The organism is Crossiella sp. NPDC003009 (assembly GCF_053591555.1).
Window position 1 is genome coordinate 283,712 of the sequence record NZ_JBSFUA010000002.1, and the last position, 18,306, is coordinate 302,017.

Annotated in this window: 14 protein-coding genes; 9 read left to right on the top strand and 5 right to left on the bottom strand. The window is 71.0% G+C overall.

All coding sequences use genetic code 11. The features are described from left to right. Positions 1–6 precede the first annotated feature (6 nt). Positions 7–777, top strand: a complete 771-nt coding sequence (locus ACWDY5_RS03335; RefSeq protein WP_449720747.1) for a S1 family peptidase — start codon at positions 7–9, stop codon at positions 775–777. Here ACWDY5_RS03335 and ACWDY5_RS03340 read toward each other — a convergent pair. Next, a complete protein-coding gene (locus tag ACWDY5_RS03340) occupies positions 774–1,940 on the bottom strand; it encodes a trans-sulfuration enzyme family protein (RefSeq protein WP_449720748.1) in 1,167 nt (388 codons plus the stop codon). The genes ACWDY5_RS03335 and ACWDY5_RS03340 overlap by 4 nt on opposite strands. Positions 1,941–1,975: 35 nt before the next feature. Between ACWDY5_RS03340 and ACWDY5_RS03345 the strand changes: the two genes are divergently transcribed. Together ACWDY5_RS03345 and ACWDY5_RS03350 are read left to right on the top strand one after the other, a co-directional pair. Continuing rightward, positions 1,976–4,687, top strand: a complete 2,712-nt coding sequence (locus ACWDY5_RS03345; protein ID WP_449720749.1) for a BTAD domain-containing putative transcriptional regulator — start codon at positions 1,976–1,978, stop codon at positions 4,685–4,687. 231 nt (positions 4,688–4,918) lie between these two features. Continuing rightward, positions 4,919–5,227, top strand: a complete 309-nt coding sequence (locus ACWDY5_RS03350) for a DUF3817 domain-containing protein (RefSeq protein ID WP_252484009.1) — start codon at positions 4,919–4,921, stop codon at positions 5,225–5,227. Here the strand turns inward: ACWDY5_RS03350 and ACWDY5_RS03355 are convergent. After that, complete coding sequence (locus ACWDY5_RS03355; RefSeq protein WP_252484008.1) at positions 5,217–5,720, bottom strand: MarR family winged helix-turn-helix transcriptional regulator; 504 nt, start codon at positions 5,718–5,720, stop codon at positions 5,217–5,219. The genes ACWDY5_RS03350 and ACWDY5_RS03355 overlap by 11 nt on opposite strands. Before the next feature lie 87 nt (positions 5,721–5,807). On the opposite strand from ACWDY5_RS03355, the gene ACWDY5_RS03360 reads away from it, so the two are divergent. The 4 genes from ACWDY5_RS03360 to ACWDY5_RS03375 all read left to right on the top strand — a co-directional run bounded on the left by ACWDY5_RS03360 (position 5,808) and on the right by ACWDY5_RS03375 (position 9,985). Beyond that, complete coding sequence (locus tag ACWDY5_RS03360) at positions 5,808–6,107, top strand: MTH1187 family thiamine-binding protein (protein WP_283661193.1); 300 nt, start codon at positions 5,808–5,810, stop codon at positions 6,105–6,107. Between the two features lie 64 nt (positions 6,108–6,171). Next, positions 6,172–7,875: an acyl-CoA mutase large subunit family protein gene (locus ACWDY5_RS03365; RefSeq protein ID WP_449720750.1), complete on the top strand. Its 1,704-nt coding sequence runs from the start codon at positions 6,172–6,174 to the stop codon at positions 7,873–7,875. A 77-nt stretch (positions 7,876–7,952) separates the two neighbouring features. Further along, positions 7,953–8,672 carry a guanitoxin biosynthesis heme-dependent pre-guanitoxin N-hydroxylase GntA gene (gene gntA, locus ACWDY5_RS03370; RefSeq protein ID WP_449720751.1) on the top strand — a complete coding sequence of 240 codons (720 nt, stop codon included), beginning with the start codon at positions 7,953–7,955 and terminating at the stop codon, positions 8,670–8,672. Between the two features lie 314 nt (positions 8,673–8,986). Beyond that, the gene (locus ACWDY5_RS03375; RefSeq protein ID WP_449720752.1) at positions 8,987–9,985 is read left to right on the top strand and encodes a tetratricopeptide repeat protein; all 999 of its coding nucleotides are present in this window, start codon (positions 8,987–8,989) and stop codon (positions 9,983–9,985) included. 474 nt (positions 9,986–10,459) lie between these two features. Here ACWDY5_RS03375 and ACWDY5_RS03380 read toward each other — a convergent pair whose 3' ends face one another. From ACWDY5_RS03380 to ACWDY5_RS03390, 3 genes are all read right to left on the bottom strand, one after another. Then, positions 10,460–11,920 (bottom strand): neutral zinc metallopeptidase, encoded by a 1,461-nt coding sequence (locus ACWDY5_RS03380; RefSeq protein ID WP_449720753.1) that lies wholly within the window; start codon positions 11,918–11,920, stop codon positions 10,460–10,462. Between the two features lie 648 nt (positions 11,921–12,568). Further along, positions 12,569–13,954: a neutral zinc metallopeptidase gene (locus tag ACWDY5_RS03385; protein ID WP_449720754.1), complete on the bottom strand. Its 1,386-nt coding sequence runs from the start codon at positions 13,952–13,954 to the stop codon at positions 12,569–12,571. A 220-nt stretch (positions 13,955–14,174) separates the two neighbouring features. Beyond that, positions 14,175–15,854 carry an FAD-dependent monooxygenase gene (locus ACWDY5_RS03390; RefSeq protein WP_449720755.1) on the bottom strand — a complete coding sequence of 560 codons (1,680 nt, stop codon included), beginning with the start codon at positions 15,852–15,854 and terminating at the stop codon, positions 14,175–14,177. A 94-nt stretch (positions 15,855–15,948) separates the two neighbouring features. On the opposite strand from ACWDY5_RS03390, the gene ACWDY5_RS03395 reads away from it, so the two are divergent. Together ACWDY5_RS03395 and ACWDY5_RS03400 are read left to right on the top strand one after the other, a co-directional pair. Continuing rightward, on the top strand, positions 15,949–16,692 hold the full coding sequence (locus tag ACWDY5_RS03395; RefSeq protein ID WP_283661188.1) for a TetR/AcrR family transcriptional regulator: 744 nt from the start codon (positions 15,949–15,951) through the stop codon (positions 16,690–16,692). Positions 16,693–17,024: 332 nt separating this feature from the next. Then, positions 17,025–17,618 (top strand): transglutaminase-like domain-containing protein, encoded by a 594-nt coding sequence (locus tag ACWDY5_RS03400; RefSeq protein ID WP_449720756.1) that lies wholly within the window; start codon positions 17,025–17,027, stop codon positions 17,616–17,618. Positions 17,619–18,306: the final 688 nt, after the last annotated feature.

The following is an 18,306-nucleotide window of genomic DNA, read 5'->3' on the forward strand; positions in this document are numbered from 1 at the left end:
GTCCACATGAGACAACGGCTACTCCTCCTGCTCGCCACCACCGCGGCCCTGCTCGGCCTCACCGCGGTGCCCGCGGGCGCGATCACCAACGGGGACAACGCGCGGGTGCCCACCCCGTGGATGGTCTCGCTGCAGAGCGCCGGCGAGCACGAATGCGGCGGCACCCTCGTGGCCCCGCAGTGGGTGCTGACCGCCTTCCACTGCGTCGCCGAGAACGGCGGCGGCGACCTGCTCCGCATCGGCGGCCGCGACCGCCTCCGCGGCGGTGTCGTGGCCAAGCCGGTCGAGGTGGTCAAGCACCCCTCGGCGAAGTTCGACCCGGCCACCGGGTTCAGCGGCGTCGACCTGGCCCTGGTCCGGCTGGACCGCCCGGTGTCGTTGCCGCCCATGCGGCTCACCGGCGACTCGCCGGGCGCCGGCACCAGGCTGGACCTGTTCGGCTGGGGACTGACCTGCTCGGACAACCCGGACTGCACGTACCCGGACCGGCTCCAGCAGATCGCGCTGCCGGTGGCCCCGGACGCCGAGTGCTTCCGCGGCAAGGACAACCCGAAGGCGCTGTGCCTGCCTGCCAAGGACGGCAAGGGGGCCTGCTCCGGTGACTCCGGCGGGCCCGCGCTGGTGCGGACCTCACGGGTTTGGCGGCTGGCCGGGGTGACCTCGGGCGGCGGGCCGAAGGATGCGTCGAAGCCCTACCAGTGCGGCAGCCCGAACCACTTCAGCGCCTACACCGACGTGGCCCCGGAGGTGGCCTGGATCAACTCCGTGATCCGCTAACCCAGCTGCTCGAACGCGGCGGCGAGATCAGCCACCAGGGTCTCGCCGTCCTCCAGGCCCACCGACAGCCGGACCAGGCCGACCGGGATGCCCATGGTGGCCCGCACCGACTCCTCCACGGTCACCGCCGGCGCGTTGACCAGGCTCTCGTAGCCGCCCCAGGACACGCCGATCCTGAAGTGCTGCAACGCGTCCACCCACCGCTCCACCAGCGACGGGTTCTCGGTGTCCAGCTCGAAGGCCAACAGACCGGAGAAGCCGGCGAGCTGCCGCCTGGCCAGCTCGTGGTCCGGGTGCGAGGGCAGCCCCGGGTAGCGCACCGTGCGCACCCTCGGGTGCGACTCCAGGAACTCGGCCACCCGCAGTGCCCGCTCCCCGTGCGCGGCCATCCGCACCCCGAGCGTGCGCAGGCCCTTGACCGCCTTGGCCGCGTCGTGCGGGGACATCGCCGCGCCGTAGAGCTGGTACTCGGTCAGCGCCAGCGGCCGCACCAGCTCGGCCGAGCCGCAGACCACGCCGCCGACCAGGTCGCTGTGCCCGCCGATGTACTTCGACAGCGAGTGCAGCACCAGGTCGACGCCCATGGTGATCGGCTTCTGGTACAGCGGGGTGGCCCAGGTGTTGTCCATGATGGTGGTGGCGCCGTGCGCGCGGGCCAGCTCGACCACCGCGGCGATGTCCTGCACCCGGAAGGCCATGAAGGTCGGCGACTCGAAGTACACCACCGAGGTCTCCGGCCGGATCAGCTCGCGGGCCTGCGCCAGGTCGGCGGCGTGCGTGTGGGTGACGCCGAACTTGCTCAGGTAGCGCAGGAAACTCGTGGTCGGCCCGTAGATCGCGCCCACCGCCAGCACGTGGTCGCCCGCGGCCACCCTGGAGGACAGGGTCGCCGAGATCGCGCCCATGCCGGAGCCGAAGCATTTCGCTCGCTCGGCCCGCTCCAGCGCGGCAAGCTTGTCCTGTAACAGCGCCACGGTCGGGTTGGTGCCGCGCCAGTAGACGAAGTTCTCGTCCTCGGCGCGCAGCGCCTTCCCGAGCGCGGCGGCGTTCGGGAAGGTGAAGAGCGAGTTCTCGTAGACCGGCGGGTGCACCGCGCCGAGGAAGTGCTGGGCATCCTCACCCAACCGGGTGCAGATCCAGTCGTCGCTGTACACATCGGACACGAACGCGAAGGCTACTCCGGGGGAGGGGTGAGGCGATGACGGTGGAGTTCCGCCTGTTCGGCGCGGTGGAGGCCACCTGGGCGGGGCGCGCTCTGGCACTGGGGCACGCGCGGCAGCGCAGCGTGCTCGCGGTGCTGCTGACCGAGGCCAACCGGCCGGTACCGGCCGCGGTGCTGCTGGACCGGGTGTGGGGGCAGCGGCTGCCGGACACCGCGCGGGACACCCTGGGCAGCTACCTGTCCCGGCTGCGCCGCACCCTCGCGCCCACCGGCGTGACCCTGACCCGCGGCAACGGCGGCTACACGCTGAGCGTGCCGGAGTCCGCGGTGGACCTGCACCGCTTCCGCGCGCTGTGCGCCAAGGCCCGCACCGCGCCGGAACCGTTGCCGCTGCTGGCCGAGGCCCTCGCGCTGTGGCGCGGCGAGCCCTTCGCCGACCTGGACGCGCCCGGCCTGGAACCGCTGCGCACCGCGCTGGCCCAGGAACGCCACACCGCCGAGCTCGACCGCGATGAGCTGCTGCTGGCCGAGGGCAGGCACGCCGAGCTGCTGCCCGAGCTGACCACCGCCGCGGCCGCCGCCCCGCTGGACGAGCGCCGCGCGGGCCAGCTGATGCTCGCGCTGTGCCGCCTGGGCCGCCAGGCGGACGCGCTGGCCCGCTACACCGAGCTGCGCGCCCGGCTGGCCGAGGAGCTCGGCATCGACCCCGGCCCCCGGCTGCGCGAGCTGTACCAGCGCATCCTCACCGCCGACCCCGGCCTCACCCCGCCGACCGGCACCACCCCGGCCCAGCTGCCTGCCGCGCCGAGGCTGTTCACCGGCCGCGCCGCCGAGCTGGCCGGGCTGGGCGTGGACGGCACCAGTGTGGTGAGCGGGATCGGCGGGATCGGCAAGACCTCGCTGGTACTGCACTGGGCGCACGCCAACCTGGCCGCCTTCCCGGATGGGCAGCTCTACGTGGACCTGCGCGGCTTCGACCCGTCCAGCCCGCCGATGCCGCCCGCGGTGGCGCTGCGCGGTTTCCTGGACGCGCTCGGCGTGCTGCCCGCCGCGGTGCCGGTGGACGAGCACGCGCAGGCCGCGCTGTACCGGAGTCTGGTCACCGGCCGCAGGTTGCTGGTGGTGCTGGACAACGCCCGCGACTCCGAACAGGTGCTCCCACTGCTGCCGGGCAGCCCGTCCTGCACCGTGGTGATCACCAGCAGGCACCGGCTGGACGGCCTGCTCGCCACCCACGGCGCCCGCCCGGTCCCGCTGGACGCCCTCGCCGACCCCGACGCCCGCGACCTGCTCTCCCGGTACCTCGGCGAGTCCAGGCTGGCCGCCGAACCCGAGGCGGTCACCGCGCTGCTGGACCGCTGCGCCCGGCTGCCGCTGGCCCTGGGCATCGTGGCCGCCCGCGCCGCCACCCATCCCGGCTTCCCGCTCTCCGCGCTGGCCGAGGAGCTGCGCGAGGACCGCCTGACCGCGCTGGACTCCGGCGAGCTGACCGCCAGCCTGCGCGCCGTCTTCGCCACCACCTACCAGGCGCTGACCCCCGAAGCGGTCACCCTCGCCTGCCTGATCGCGCACGCCCCAGGCCCGGACCTCAGCCGCCCCGCCCTGCTCGCCATGGCGGCGGACCCCCAGCCCGCCGCCACCGCGTCCCAGCCCACCACCCGCGCCCTGCTCCGCGAGCTCACCGCCCTGCACCTGGTCCAGGAACACGCCCCATCCCGCTACCGCATGCACGACCTGGTCCGCCTGCACGCCACCGAACGCGCCGCCCCCGACGAGCCCGCGCTGCGCCGCCTGCTGACCCACTACCTGCACGCCGACGACCTGGCCGTGGAGTGGCCGAACCTGTTCGCCGCCACCGAGCTGGCCGCCCAGCGCGACTGGCTGCCCGAGCTGACCGCGCTGTCCGCCCGGCTGTCCCGCCACCTCGACGAACGCGGCCACTACGACGCCGCCCTCGCTCTGCACACCCTGCTGCTGGGCACCGGCCACGCCGAGCTCGAAGGGCCAGCGCACATCGGCATCGGCCTGACCCGCTGGCGCCGCGGCGACTTCGAGCCGGCGATCACCAGCTTCACCCGCGCGCTGGAGGTCGGCCGCCGCCGCGCCGACGACCTGGTCACCGGGCAGGCGCTCAACGGCCTCGGCCTGTCCCACTGGCGGCTGGGCGAGAGCGCCACCGCGCTGGCCCGGCACACCGAGGCGCTGGCACTGGGCCGGGCCGCCGGCATCCCGCACGTGGAGGGCTACGCGCTGGTCGGCATCGGCTTCGCCGCCCAGTGGCTCGGCGACTACCCGTCCGCGCTCAGCCACCACCGGATGGCGGTCACGGTGGCGGACTCCACCGGCGACGCGGACCTGGAATGCCACGCCCGCAACGGAATCGGCATCGCCTGCGTCGGCCTCGACCGGCTGACGGAGGCGATCGCGCAGCACGAGCGGGCGCTGGCGCTGGCCCGCCGGCGGGAGAACCGGTACGCCCAGGCGCACAGCCTGACCTGCCTCGGCCTGGCCCGGCACCGGGCGGGCGACCCGGCGGGCGCGCTGGCCCCGCTGCGGCAGGGCCTGGCCACCGCGCTGGAGATCGGCGACGGGTACCAGCAGGCCCGCACCCACCAGCTGCTCGCCGTCCTGCACCAGGACCGCGGCGAGCCGGACCAGGCGGGCCACCACGAGCGCTCGGTGCGGGAGCTGCGCGACCGGCTCGACCTGCCGGACGCGGTGCACGAGATGTTCCCGCCTGCCAAGTGACGAGCCGGGCCCTGCTGCTGCGCAGGGCCCGGTCCCGGGTGGGCGAACGCCCCCTCGACTCCCTCGACGTCCGTTCGCCACACGGCCTCCACCGTGCCCGCGCGTCCCTGCGGGAACCTTGCGCGTTCCTGGAACTCCCAGCTCACGCTCGTTGGCACCGCCCGCCGACCGGGTGACCGCGATCACCAACCACACTGGAGAGCGGACATTTCACCCGAGGGAGGGAGCGGCGTGTTCGCTACGCCCACAGCGCGTTTCCGAGCGGTAGCCATCGCCGAGGCGTTTTCCTGGGCCGGCCTGCTGGTCGGCATGTTCTTCAAGTACGTCATGGTCTTCAACGACCTGGGCGTGAAGATCTTCGGCCCGGTGCACGGAGTGATCTTCGTGCTCTACCTGTTCGTGGTGCTCATGGTGCGTGAGCCGCTGAACTGGGACGGGCGCACCACGACCTGGGCGCTGATCGCGAGCGTGCCGCCGTTCGGCACCATCGTGTTCGAGCGCTGGGTGAACAAGCGGACGGCGGCCGCGGTCACTCCGTGAAGTCGCCGGTGGCCAGCCGGACCTTGGCCAGCAGGGCGGTGAGCTGGACCGTCTCCGGTCCGCTCAGCCCCTGCAGGCCGAACCCGGCCTCCACCACCGCCTCGGTGGCCACCTTCATCCGGTCCCGGCCGGCGTCGGTGATCGCCACCAGGGTGGTGCGGCGGTCGGTCGGGTGCGGCTCGCGCTGCACCAGGCCGTCGCTCTCCAGGCGGTCGACGATGTTGGTCACGCTGGTCGGGTGCAGCTGCAGCCGCTCGCCCATCACCCGCATCGGCAGGCTGCCCCGCCGGGAGAAGGTCAGCAGCACCAGCGCCTCGTACCTGGCGAAGGTCAGCCGGTGCGGCTTCAGCGAGGCGTCCACCGCCGACTGCACGATCTGCTGAACCCGCATCAGGCTGGTCACCGCGGCCATCGTCTCGGAAGGCCCGATGCGCTGGGTCCAGGATTCGGCGGCCCGCGCGATCGGGTCGAATGGGAGCGGATGGCCGGTCATGACTTCTGAAACTAGCAGTGCGTACTCAGCGGTAGCAGCCCGAGATGGATCTTTTTTCACACCGTGGAACCCAGGGAGGCCCAGCCGATGCTCGTCGCGTTCAGTGTCAGCCCGTCCGGTGGTGAGGGCGGTGGCGTCAGCGAGGCGGTCGCCGCCGCGGTCAAGGTGGTCCGGGAATCGGGACTGCCCAACGAAACTTCGTCCATGTTCACCACCATTGAGGGCTCTTGGGACGAAGTGATGGACGTGGTGAAGCGCGCGGTGGAGGCGGTGGCCGCCTACGGTCCCCGGGTCTCGCTGGTGCTCAAGGCCGACATCCGCCCCGGCTTCACCGGCCAGCTCACCGCGAAGGTCGAACGGGTCGAGGCCCACCTGACCGAGGGCTGACCCGCTGGTCGGCCATGGTCGGTCGTCCTACTATTGGATTGCCGACCACGGTCTGGAGGCGCGGATGGACATCGGAGCCGGACGTGAGCGCTGGGTGCACCGCTACGCGGACGCACAGCGGAAGGGCCAGGTCAGGGACGCTGACTTCAGCACCCTGTCCGGCCTCGAGGTGGACCCGGTGTACGGGCCGCGCCCAGGCGATCAGGTGGAGGGCTTCGAGCGGATCGGCTGGCCGGGCGAGTACCCGTTCACCCGCGGCCTGTACCCGACCGGCTACCGCGGCCGGGAGTGGACCATCCGGCAGTTCGCCGGGTTCGGCAACGCCAGGCAGACCAACGAGCGCTACCGGATGATCCTGCGCAGGGGCGGCGGCGGGCTGTCGGTGGCCTTCGACATGCCCACGCTGATGGGCCGGGACTCCGACGACCCGCGCAGCCTCGGCGAGGTCGGGCACTGCGGGGTGGCCATCGACTCCGCCGCGGACATGGACATCCTGTTCGAGGACATCCCGCTGGAGCAGGTCACCACCTCGATGACCATCTCCGGGCCCGCGGTGCCGATGTTCTGCATGTACCTGGTCGCCGCCGAGCGCCAGGGCGCGGACCTCGGGCGGCTGAACGGGACCCTGCAGACCGACATCTTCAAGGAGTACATCGCGCAGAAGGAGTGGCTGTTCGCGCCCGAGCCGCACCTGCGGCTCATCGGCGACCTGATGGCCTACTGCGCGGAAAACATCCCGGCCTACAAGCCGCTGTCGGTCTCCGGCTACCACATCCGCGAGGCAGGCTCGACCGCCGCGCAGGAGCTGGCCTTCACCCTCGCCGACGGCTTCGGCTACGTGGAGCTGGGCCTGTCCCGGGGGCTGGACATCGAGAAGTTCGCGCCGGGGCTGAGCTTCTTCTTCGACGCGCACATCGACTTCTTCGAGGAGATCGCCAAGTTCCGCGCCGCCCGCCGGATCTGGGCCCGCTGGCTGCGCGAGGTCTACGGGGCCAAGACGGACAAGGCGCAGTGGCTGCGCTTCCACACCCAGACCGCGGGGGTGTCGCTGACCGCGCAGCAGCCGGACAACAACATCGTGCGCACCGCGATCGAGGCGCTGTCCGCGGTGCTCGGTGGCACCAACTCCTTGCACACCAACGCGCTGGATGAGGTGCTCGCCCTGCCCAGTGAGCGGGCCGCGCAGATCGCGCTGAGCACCCAGCAGGTGATCATGGCCGAGACCGGGGTGACCAATGTGGCCGACCCGCTCGGCGGCTCCTGGTACGTGGAGGCGCTCACCGACCGGCTGGAGGCCGAGGCGGAGCGGGTCTTCCAGCGGATCAAGGACCTGGCCGCGCTCGCCGTGCCCTCCGGCAACCACCCGATCGGCGAGATGACCTCGGGCATCCTGCGCGGCATCGAGGACGGCTACTTCACCGGCGAGATCGCCGACGCCGCCTTCGAGTACCAGCAGGCGCTGGAGAAGGGTGACAAGAAAATGGTCGGGGTCAACGTGCACACCGACGTCACCGCGGATTCTCTGGAGATTTTGCGGGTTAGTCACGAGGTTGAAATCGAACAGAGACAAACCCTGGCCGAACGCCGCGCCCAGCGCGACCGGTCAGCCGTTGATGGGACCCTTGCCGAACTCCGCGCGGTCGCCAGGGGTGAAGGCAGTCTGATCGAACCGATGCTCGCCGCGGCCCGCGCCGAGGCCACTCTCGGGGAAATCTGCGACGTGCTCCGCGAGGAATGGGGCACCTATACCGAGCCCGCCCGGTTCTGATCAGAGCCATTACCGCGCCACTTCCACCTCCTGGAAGCTCCTTGTAGTCGGGGCGTCACCCCCGGCTTAATGGAGGCATGCCTCCTCGCACAGCAGATCCGGTAGCGCTCGCCTACCAGGCGGTGGTCGACCACATCTCGGCCGAGGACTTCGCCTGTCTCGGCGCTCGGGCGGCGCTGCGCAAGAACGCCATTACGCACCACCACTACGGGGATTTCGGTGACGTGTCCGAAATCGCAGCTCTACATCACGACCTGGTCACTTACGCGAAGGAGACGAAGTTCAGCAACAAGAGCTTCGCGAGCTTCCTGGCCACCTTCGACGAGCTGGAGTGTCCCAGCGAGCAGCACTTCGAGCGGTTGCTGTGGGGGCAGCTGCAGGCGCTGCACGACTACGACGTGGCCCAGGGCACGCGCTGGTACCGCCTGTACAGCAGCGACCCTGGTAGCAGCGACTTCGCCTACTGCGTCGGCGGGCACCCGTTCTTCGTCATCGGCATGCACCCCAACGCCTCCCGGCCGGGCCGCCGGTTCCCCCGGCCTGCCGTGGTGTTCAACTCCCACGTGCAGTTCAACGCGCTGCGTGAGAAGTTCTTCACCATGCGTGAGCGGATCCGCGAGCGTGAGATGGAGTTCCACGGGTCGGTCAACCCCAGCTTCCTGGCCTACGAGGATGAGTCCAGGCATTACGGGGGTCGTTTTACCGAGCCCGACTGGGTGTGTCCGTTCACCCCGAGGGTGACTGGCAAAACTGCCGGTTCTGTCAGTCTGCCGAAGAAGCTGCCCCCGCAGGAGTGACAACCGTCATAGTGCCGACCGTACACAATTCCATCCCGGTGCCGATCCGGCCATTCCGGCCAGTCATCAACTCCCGCCCGTGAACTCCTCTCGCGAAGGCATGGAAAAGTACCGAGCATGACCAACCGCACCCGGCCGATTCCGATTCCCCGGGTGCGGTCTGATTTTCCCGGAAACCCACACCCCGCCCACCGCGAATTGCCGCTCAGCGCCCTTTCCGCGCACCGCGGCGAGCGGCCGAACCACCAGGCGACCCCGCCGCCGCCAACCCGGATCGCCGGGCGGGCGGCGCGACATACCCGGGTCGTGTCAGGATGGAAACCGTGACAAGGCCCGATCCTCGTAAGACCGCCGCACTGTCCGCCGCGCTCGCCGGAGCGGTGGACCTGTCCGCGCTCAAGGCCAGGGCCGACGCGGCAGCCCGTCAGCCGGCCGGCCCCGCCCAGTCCGAGCCCGGCGCCCCCGCGGCCGCCGGCGGTGGTGGCGGTGGCGAGTGGGTCATCGACGTCACCGAGGCCGACTTCCAGGCCAAGGTGGTCGAGCGCTCACTCCAGATCCCGGTCGTGGTCGACCTGTGGGCCACCTGGTGCGGCCCGTGCAAGCAGCTGTCCCCGGTGCTGGAACGCCTGGCCGAGGCCAGCGGCGGCACCTGGCTGCTGGCCAAGGTCGACGTCGACACCAACCCCCGGATCGCCCAGCTCTTCGGCGTCCAGTCGGTGCCCACAGTGGTCGCGATCGCCGGCGGCCAGCCGGTCGACGCCTTCGCCGGAGCGCTGCCCGAACCGCAGATCCGCGAGTGGCTGACTACCCTGATCGACGCCCTGCGCGACCGCCTGCCCGGCATCGCCGCCGCTGAGGCCAACCGAGGCGCCGCCGCCGAGCAGCCGGCGGAAGAGGAGCCGGAAGACCCGCGCTTCGTCGCCGCCGAAGAAGCCTTCGACCAGGGCGACTACGCCGCCGCCGAGGCCGCCTACCAGGAGATCCTCACCGCCGAACCGGCCAACGAGATGGCAAAGGCCGCCCTCGCCCAGGTCCGCTTCACGGCTCGCGCCGAGTCGGCGGACCCCTCCGCCATCGCCAAGGCCGACGCCACCCCAGACGACCTGGACGCCCAGCTCGCCGCCGCCGACGCCGAACTGGCCACCTCCCAGGTCGAGGAGGCCTTCACCCGCCTGATCAACGCGGTCCGCCGCACCGCGGGCGAAGACCGAGACCGAGCCCGCAAACACCTCGTCGACCTGTTCGAGCTCTTCGACCCAGCCGACGACCGAGTGATGAAGGCCCGCCGAAACCTGGCCAGCGCCCTGTTCTGACCCAGCGGACATCCCCCGGGAGCCACCCACGGCCCACCCGGGGGATTCCCATGCCCAGCCCCAGGCGTCCCGCTAGCCAGCCACCCAGCCAGCCCAACCTCGACTGGCCCCAGCCCGCGCGGCCTGTAGCCCAGCCTGGCCCGAACCCGTTCTGACCGCAGCTTCCGCCCAGCCCGGCCCCAGCCGCAGCCTGGCCGCAGCCCAACTCGGGCCCGGCCCCGGCCCGCCCCCAACCCCGGCCCGCCCCCAAACCGGCCCGCCCCCAAACCGGCCCGGCCCAACCCGGCGCTGGCCCCAGCCCAGCCTGCCTCCAGCTCCAGCTCCAGCTCGGCGCCAGCTCCAGCTCGGCACCAGCCGAGCCCCGGCCCCAGCTCCGGCCCGGCCCGGCCCGGCACCAGCCGAGCCCCGGCGGCGGCCCATCCCCAGCCCCGGCCCGGCTCCAGTCCGTTGCTTACCTGGCCCGGCTTGCCCCGCTCAGGCTCCGAAGTCCTCGACACACGGCGAGCTGCCCTCCATGAACCCGATCCGGAACGCCTCGATCCGCGCGAACCCGGACGGCACATGCGTCCCGTTCACATCCGCCGCGATCAGGCTCTTCCCGGACAGCAGCTCGGCCACCGCCTCGTCCAGATCCCCCGCCGAAATCCGGATGGTCCCCACTGGGTTGCGCCCCCCGCTGGGCCGTTCCAGCAACGCCCCGGCCCAGGAGCCAACCAGGCAGGCGGTGCGCAGCCCGGCGTTGGTGTCGCTGAGCGGGAACCCGGTCGCCTTCTGCACCGAGAGCACGTACCGCGACGCCACCTCGGCGAAGGCCGCGAAGTCCCCGATCGCCATGCCCTTCTTCGCCCCGCGCTGTGGCGCCGCGCCGATCTGGGCGAGCTGCTCCACTTCCAGGCTGATCGAGTTGGTCGCCGGGCAGTAGGAGGCCGGCTGGGTCACCTTGCCGTCCGGGCAGCTCACCGAGCCGTTGAGCACGTCGGGCGGCTGCGCCCCGGACTCCTTGAACACCAGCTTGAGGTTCTCCACGATGGTCAGCAGGTTCTCCGCCGTGATCGGCAGGTTCCCGCGGAAGCTGTCCGTCGCCTTGAACGGCAGCTCGGTGATCCGCCGCTGGATCTCCGCCGGATCGATCTGCGCGCACCGCACCGGCCCCTGGCTGAACCCGAACTGGAAGGCCGATACCCGGTCGAAGGCGTTGCCGTGCGCGTTCTTGTTGGTGAAGGAGGAGCCGACCTGGTCCCGCAACGAGAACATCGTCTGCAGCACGTTGTTCAGGCCCTCGCCGGTGGACACCACGAAGTGCGGGGTCTTGCCGTCAGCCATGTGCTTGAAGAAGGCCCCGGTGAAGCAGTCGGCCTGCTGCTCACTGACGATCGTCGGTGTCCCCGGCTTCGCCAGCCCCGCCCGCTGCGACACGGCGTGCCCGATCTCGTGCGCCAACACGGTCACCACGGCCAACTCGCCGAACCGATCGGCCAGCTGGGGCAGCAGTTGCCCCCGGTCCCACGCGATGGTGTCCTCGGACGGACAGAAGAACGCGTTCACCATTTCCTTGGTATTGGTCCGGCACAGCTGGAGGTTCGCCCCGTCGGAGTCGTAGGAGACGTACCGCGACACCGCCTGGAACGGCTTGCCGAAGTCCTTCGGAAACCGCTCGATCCAGTAGTCCTGGACATCGGCGACCGCGTTGCGCGCCAACGTGTCGATCGGCCCACTGTCGCTGTTGTCCACCTGGATGGTGGCCGCCGGCGCGCCACTCCGAGCCCCACTGGGCCCCTCGGTGACGGGCAGCCCGGCCACCTTGCCGGAATCAAGAACGGCCCCAGCCCGCTTGGCCTCCCCACCAACCTTGACGGCGCACCCACCAACAAGCGCCACCAGCGCCAACGCGCCCACCGCGCGCAAGACCGCGTGCCGAACCGAGGGCCTGACCACCCAGAAGCTCCTTCTCACCGACTCCGCAGACCGTACCGCGAGCACCCCTCACCTCCGGTCATGATTCGGACAACCTCCGCCCCAGCCCTGAGAACCCCAACCGCGACCCAGCCCCGAAGCCCCACCCACAAGGCCCTCTCCCGAGCCCCACCCACACCGACGCACCCCCACCCCCGCCGGTTCACCCGACGCGCAACCAGCCACAAGCCCGGCCCGGCCCAAGCGGACGACCAGGTCCGCGCCGCCGCCCAGCAGCTCCCAGTGCCCAGCGGTCATCCACCGCCCAGTAGCTATCCACCGCCCAGCGACCGCCGCTGCCCAGCGGCCGCCTACTGCGCGGCCGCCGTCTACCGCCCGGCCGCCACTCGCCGCAGCGGTCGTTGCCCGGTGATCACCGCACTCTGGTCGTCCGCCCAGCGGTCGCTCGCCCATTGGTCGCCCGCTCAAGCGGTGATCCGGCCCGGTAGTCGCCTAGCCTTCCCGCAGGCCGCAGCGCAACTCGGCACAACCGGCCTGATGTGCTGAGACTCGGGTGCCCACGCCTGCCTGACTGTTCGAGCGTGCACAACGCGTCCGTCGGCGCGTGTGGCGACTTGCGTGCCCGGCTGGCCCACAGCGCGCCGCGGAGCTGGACGCGCTTGCCCGAGTTCAGGACACGCCGCAGGCGTCCGCGCCCTGGAGGGTGCCGGTGCGGAACACTCCGACCCGCTCGAAGCCGGTCGGCAGCCCGTGACCGCCGGTGTCCCGGGCCGCGTAGTCGAAGCCCAGCAACACCTGCACGGCCTCGTCCAGGTCGCCCGGCGAGAGGCCGAAGGAGCTGTCGGACGGTCGCAGCACCGAACCGGTGTACGCCCCGGCCAGGCACAGCGCCTGCTGCCCGGCCCGCTGCTCACCGACCGGGCGGCCCATAGCCGCTATCGCGGCCAGGCCGTACCGGGTCGCCAGCAACATGCCGGTGGCGTAGTCGCCGATGTCGTTGTGCAGCGCGGTCGCCCGGTCCATGTCGATCGCGATCGACCCGTCCTGGCAGTAGGCGATCGGACCTTGTGTTCCAGGCGAGCACTCGCCGTTCACCGTGCCCCGCCGCACCAAGGGCGTCTGCCACGTGCGGCCGGCCTTGGTGACCAGGTTGCCGAAGAAGGCGGACAGGTTCGGCGTGACCGCGTCAAGCATGTCCTTGAATGGCAGGTTGCCGCCGCGCGCCCGGTCCACGAAGTCGGTGAAGGCTCGCTGGGTGAACTGGCGGTTCTGCGCGGTCATCCGTCCGCACAGCGCGGCCCCTTCCCGGTAGCCGTCCTGGAAGGCGGACACCCGGTCGAAGGCGTTGCCGTGCGCCGCGTCGTCGCTTTCCGAGGTGCCCACGGGGTCCCGGAAACTGATCAACGCTTGCAGTGCGGCGTCCAGTTGGTCGGAGGTGACCCGCAGGTGCGGAGCCTTGCCGTCGGCCACCCAGCGGACGAACGTTCCGGCGTAGCAATCGGCCATGGCCTCCATGAGGATCGTCGGGTACTGCTCGGGTTGCTTGCGTTGTTCCTCCGCGCCCACCCCGGCCCGGTGGTGCACGGCGTGCCCGACCTCGTGTGCGAGGACCAGTACGACGGCGGCGTCGCCGTACTTGTCCCGCAGCACCGGCAGCAGAGCCGAGCGGTCCCAGGCGATCGCATCCACCGAGGCGCAGTAGAAGGCGTTGCCCTCCACTTCGATGGCCTGCGACGCACAGGGTGGCGGCTTGGCGGACCGGTCGGTCGTGTCGACCGAGTAGTAACCGCCGGCCAGCTCCTGCCACGGCTTGCCGAACGTGGCCGGATAGGCCTGCCGCCAGTACTCGCCGATGTCGGTCACCGCCGTCGCGGCCAGCCGGTCGACCAGCCCGCCGTCGGTGCCGCGGACAAATCCGGGATCCACCGCGACCGAGTTGGTGGCGGCGACCGGACTGCCCGCCACGGCCACGGTGCACCCGGCGAGCAGCGCCGTGGTCAGGGCGAGCACGGCGAGACTGGGCCGCAACGATCGACGCCGGAGTGGTGGCCGCACTAGACCATTGTGCCGAGAACGGCGGCTGTTGTGGCCGATGCGGTGGCCACGAACATTCGCCGCGTCCAGCTAGTGGCCCGGCTGGCCGGTCTGCTCAGGCGCTCCGCCAGAGGTGCGGACTGCTGGCGGAAGCGGCGGAAACCTGAATGGACACGGCCTGTGGCGCGATGTGGCTGGCGAGTGTGGTGGACTCCTCAGCCGCGGCGTCTACTGGCGGAGGTCAGGCTGGTTGGGCTGCGTGAGCTGGGGTCTCGGGCGTGTCGGTCACCTCCTCTCTGGCGAGGATGCGTCGCAGGGCGGTGGTCAGCGCCGCGGTCGGGTCGGAGTGTGCGGTGTCGGCGCGCCAGGCGACAAAGCCGTCCGGGCGGATGAGCAACGCGCCGTCCGGGGAAAGCTTGGTTGCGGCGAGCCACTTTTCGTTCTCATCGATCACTGGACCGTGGTGCGGGTGCAGCAGCTGTGCTGTCACCGGCACGTTGAGGGAGTCGGCCGCTGCCTCCGCGGCAACGCACCAAGTGTGTCCCGCCTGGCCGGTCAGGACGGTGAACTGGGACTCCACCAGATCAAGCGTGGAGACCCGGGTCCCGTTGTGGCTTACCCAGACGTGTGGCGCCCTGGTGCCAGGGGAACCGTCGAGGACGACCTCGGTCAGTGACGGCAGGTCGGTGCGTGGTGCGATCACCGCCCCGGCCGCGTAGTGGTGGCCGACCTGCGCCACCAGGATCTCCGCGATGCCGAGCTCGCTGCGCTCGGTGACCTTGCTGAAGTCCCAGTGCAGGCGACGGTTGATGCTGCGTAAGAGGACCTGCTCCATGGTGAACAGCGCCAGTGGCCTGCGTTCGACGTCATAGGTGTCGAGCAGGGCCGGCCCCGCCTGACCGCGGTGCACCGCCGCGAGCTTCCACGCGAGGTTCTCCGCATCGGCTATCCCGGTGTTCAGGCCGAAGCCGCCGGTTGGCGGGAGCACGTGGGCGGCGTCGCCGATCAAGAACACCCGTCCGGTGGAGAAGCGGTCGGCCACCAGCGCGGTGGACTGCCAGGGCAGCACGCTGAGGATCTCGACCGGGACGCCGGCCTGGCCGATCGCCGCTTCGACCAGCTCCAGGCATCGCTCCGGCGGGAAGTCAGCTGGGCTCTGGCCGTTCGCGGGGTCGTACGGGATGTGGAAGGCGTACCGGTCCTGGCCGTCCACCGAGAACAGTGGGCCGGACGCCCGTGGGTTCCTGATGTCGTAGAGACCACCTGGCCGGTTGGCCAGCAGCGAGCCCAGGTCGGCGCGGAAGAGAATGTTGATCATGTGGCCGCCCAGCGGGCCCGGCCCGGTGGTGGTGATGCCGGTCCAGGAGCGGATGCGGCTGTGCGCGCCGTCCGCGGCCACCAGGTAGCCGGCGCGAATCCGGCCGCGTTCGCCGGTGGCGTGATCGAGGACGATCGCGGTCACGCCCTGCTCGTCCGGCTCAATCGCGCACACCTCGACGCCGAACCGCACGGAGGCGCCCTGGCTGACCGCGGCCTCGAACAGCACCGGGTCCAACTGGTCCTGCGCGCGGTCGCCGCCGGTGGCCGGACTGATCTCCTCGGCGGTGGCTTCCAAGCCGAAGAACCCGGACCCCGTGGTCTCAGGCGGACCCAGCGCGGCTACCTCGGCGAGGGTGGAGACGGTGACCCGGCCGGTCGGCGGCGGTCGTCGCGGCGTGGTGTGGATCGCCGGTTCGAGACCGGCCGCACGCAGGGGCTCGAGGCCTCGCAAGCTCACGCCGAGCGCGCGCGGATGGTTGGACAAGCCCGCTCTTCGTTCGACGACCAACGGCTTCATCCCCTGTCTGGCAAGGAAAACCGCCATTGACAGGCCGACCGTGCCCGCGCCGGTCACCAGCACGTTGACTTCCTCGTTGAACATGTCCATCCTCACTTTGGGCACGGTGTTTCCGACTTGGCAACACTGTGCCCGTCGGCTAGGGTGGCTGTCAACCCGGCTGGACTGAGGACGAGCAATGAGTGGTGCGGACAACCCATTGCCCAGGGCTGACGTGGTGTGGACCCGGATCCCGGTGGTGGTGGAGCGGGTCCGCCGACCAAGCCTGACGGTGGAACGGATGGTGGACGCGGCAGTGCGGGTCGCGGACGCCGAAGGGGTGGACGCGGTGTCGATGCGGCGCCTGGCCACCGAGTTGGAGACAGGTACGACATCGCTGTACCGGCAACTGTCCGGAAAGGAGGATCTGCTTGAACTGATGGTCGACAGCGTCTACGGCGAATGCGCGTTGCCGGAGCAGCCCTCCGGTGACTGGCGGACAGACCTGAGCCTGGTCGCCACTGAAGGACGTCAGCTGATGCTCCGGCACTCCTGGCTTGTGTCCGTGGTCGGCAGCCGTCCGCCGATCGGGCCGAACGCCTTGCGGTACATGGACTTCGCACTCGCGGCGGCGCGCGGGGCAACGGAGGACGCCACCGAGGCGAGCGGGCTGGTCGACGCCGTGTCGAGCATGGTGCTCGGCGGAGTGGTGAATGAGGTCGCTGAGCGAGAGGCTCAGCGCCGTAGTGGCCAGGACGAGCGGCAGTGGCGCGAGACCGTGCAGCCGTACATCCAGCAGGTGGTTGAGAGCGGCCGGTATCCGGAGGTCACGCGACGGGTGCTGGACGCAGTGGACCGGACGCATGAGCAGCAGTTCGAGCTTGGGCTTGAGTTGCTGTTGAACGGCATCGCGGCGCGGATCGGCGCTGGTCAGCAGGCTTAGCATCCTCCCTGCGGGCTGCGGGCTGCGGGCTGCGGGCTGCGGGCTGCGGGCTGCGGGCTGCGGGCTGCGGGCTGCGGGCTGCGGGCTGCGGGCCATGACGGCCTGACTCGGCATGCAGCTGACCCGGGCGCGGCTGGAGTGCGCGCTGGGGCGATGCCGGAGTGCGGGCTTGATGGTGAGCCCGAGTGAGTCCGTGGAGCGGGGCTCGGTGCCGCTTGCGGTGAAGGGCCGGGCGGCTGGGGTGTGGGTATTTCGCTGGCTGCTGGCCGATTGCGGCTGGTGTGATGCCTGCGCGGCTACTGGACGGCCGCTTGCGACTGGGAGGGGTGGCGGTGGCCGGGTTTGTGGCTGAGGCGGGGCTGGCGGCGTATCTGGGTGACGACGAGGTGATCGACTTTCGTAGTCCGGTGGTGGGCTCGGTGGTGGAGCGGTTGCGTGAGTCGCACGGGGATGGGTATGCGCGGGCGGCGTTTGAGTGGGTTCGGGATGCGGTGACGCATTCGATGGATGTCGGGGATCGGCGGGTCACCTGGCGGGCTTCGGATGTGGCGGCGGTGGGGACTGGACTTTGTTACGCCAAGTCGCATCTGCTGGTGGCCTTGTTGCGGGGGAACGGGATTCCGGCTGGGCTTTGCTATCAGCGGTTGGCTGATGGGGCCGGGAGGTTTGTGTTGCACGGGTTGGTTGGGGTTTGGGTGGCGGGGGAGGGGCGTTGGGCTCGGGTGGATCCTCGGGGGAACAAGCCGGGGGTGTGGACCGAGTACTCGTTGGGGGAAGAGCGGGTTGCGTACGTCGTGGATGAGGCGGCGGGGGAGGTCGACTATCCGACCGTGTACGTGTCGGGGCATCCCGTGGTTGTGCGGGCGTTGAAGAACAGTTCGGATTGTGTGGAGCTGTGCGCGGGTGGGCTGCCCGGGGAGCTGTGACGAGGGCAGGGGCAGGGCGCGTTGGGGCGTGAGAGGCCTGGGGAGAGTGATTTTGGGTTACGGCGGGCCAGGGCAGCGCTGAACCAGGTGGGCAGGGCAAGGCTGGATCAGCTGGAGGCCGGGCGAGGGTGGAGCAGGCGGATGGCTGGCCAGGCGGGGCCGACTGGTGGAGTGGCTGGCAGGCGGGGCCGACGAGGCGGACGGCTGGCCAGGGGGCTCGGGCAGCGTGGCGTGAGGCGGGCACACAAGCGACGCTGCGCGGTGTGGCGGGGCGGTGCACGAGTGACGCTGCGCGGTGTGCCGCGGGGGCGCATGAGCGACGCCGCGCACTGTGACGCGGGCGGATGCGGAGCGGCTTTGCGCGGTGTGACGCGGGTGATTGTGGAGCGATGTTGCCTGGTGTGACGCGGGTGAGTGCGGAGCGATGTTGCGCGGCGTGGCGGGGCGGCCCACGAGCGACGGCGCGCGATGTGACGCGGGGCGAACGCGGAGCGACGATGTGTGGTGTCGCCTGGGCCAGTGCGGAGCGATGTTGCGTGGTGCGGCGTGGGGCAGCTGCCGGAACGGGGCTGGGTGACGTGGTGCGGGCCGGGTACGAGCGAGCGCAAGGCGGGCTTGGCGCGGGTGGCTGGGCGGCACGGAGCGGAGCCCGGATGGGGCAGGGCTGGGAGTAGAGCCCGGAGCGTGT

Bases quoted from the DNA above. Each gene is read 5' to 3' on its own strand.
- ACWDY5_RS03395 (WP_283661188.1), top strand. From the start codon at position 15,949: ATGAGTGGTGCGGACAACCCATTGCCCAGGGCTGACGTGGTGTGGACC.
- ACWDY5_RS03360 (WP_283661193.1), top strand. From the start codon at position 5,808: ATGCTCGTCGCGTTCAGTGTCAGCCCGTCCGGTGGTGAGGGCGGTGGC.
- ACWDY5_RS03355 (WP_252484008.1), bottom strand. From the start codon at position 5,720: ATGACCGGCCATCCGCTCCCATTCGACCCGATCGCGCGGGCCGCCGAA.
- gntA (WP_449720751.1), top strand. From the start codon at position 7,953: ATGCCTCCTCGCACAGCAGATCCGGTAGCGCTCGCCTACCAGGCGGTG.
- ACWDY5_RS03365 (WP_449720750.1), top strand. From the start codon at position 6,172: ATGGACATCGGAGCCGGACGTGAGCGCTGGGTGCACCGCTACGCGGAC.
- ACWDY5_RS03335 (WP_449720747.1), top strand. From the start codon at position 7: ATGAGACAACGGCTACTCCTCCTGCTCGCCACCACCGCGGCCCTGCTC.
- ACWDY5_RS03390 (WP_449720755.1), bottom strand. From the start codon at position 15,854: ATGTTCAACGAGGAAGTCAACGTGCTGGTGACCGGCGCGGGCACGGTC.
- ACWDY5_RS03375 (WP_449720752.1), top strand. From the start codon at position 8,987: ATGGAAACCGTGACAAGGCCCGATCCTCGTAAGACCGCCGCACTGTCC.
- ACWDY5_RS03345 (WP_449720749.1), top strand. From the start codon at position 1,976: ATGACGGTGGAGTTCCGCCTGTTCGGCGCGGTGGAGGCCACCTGGGCG.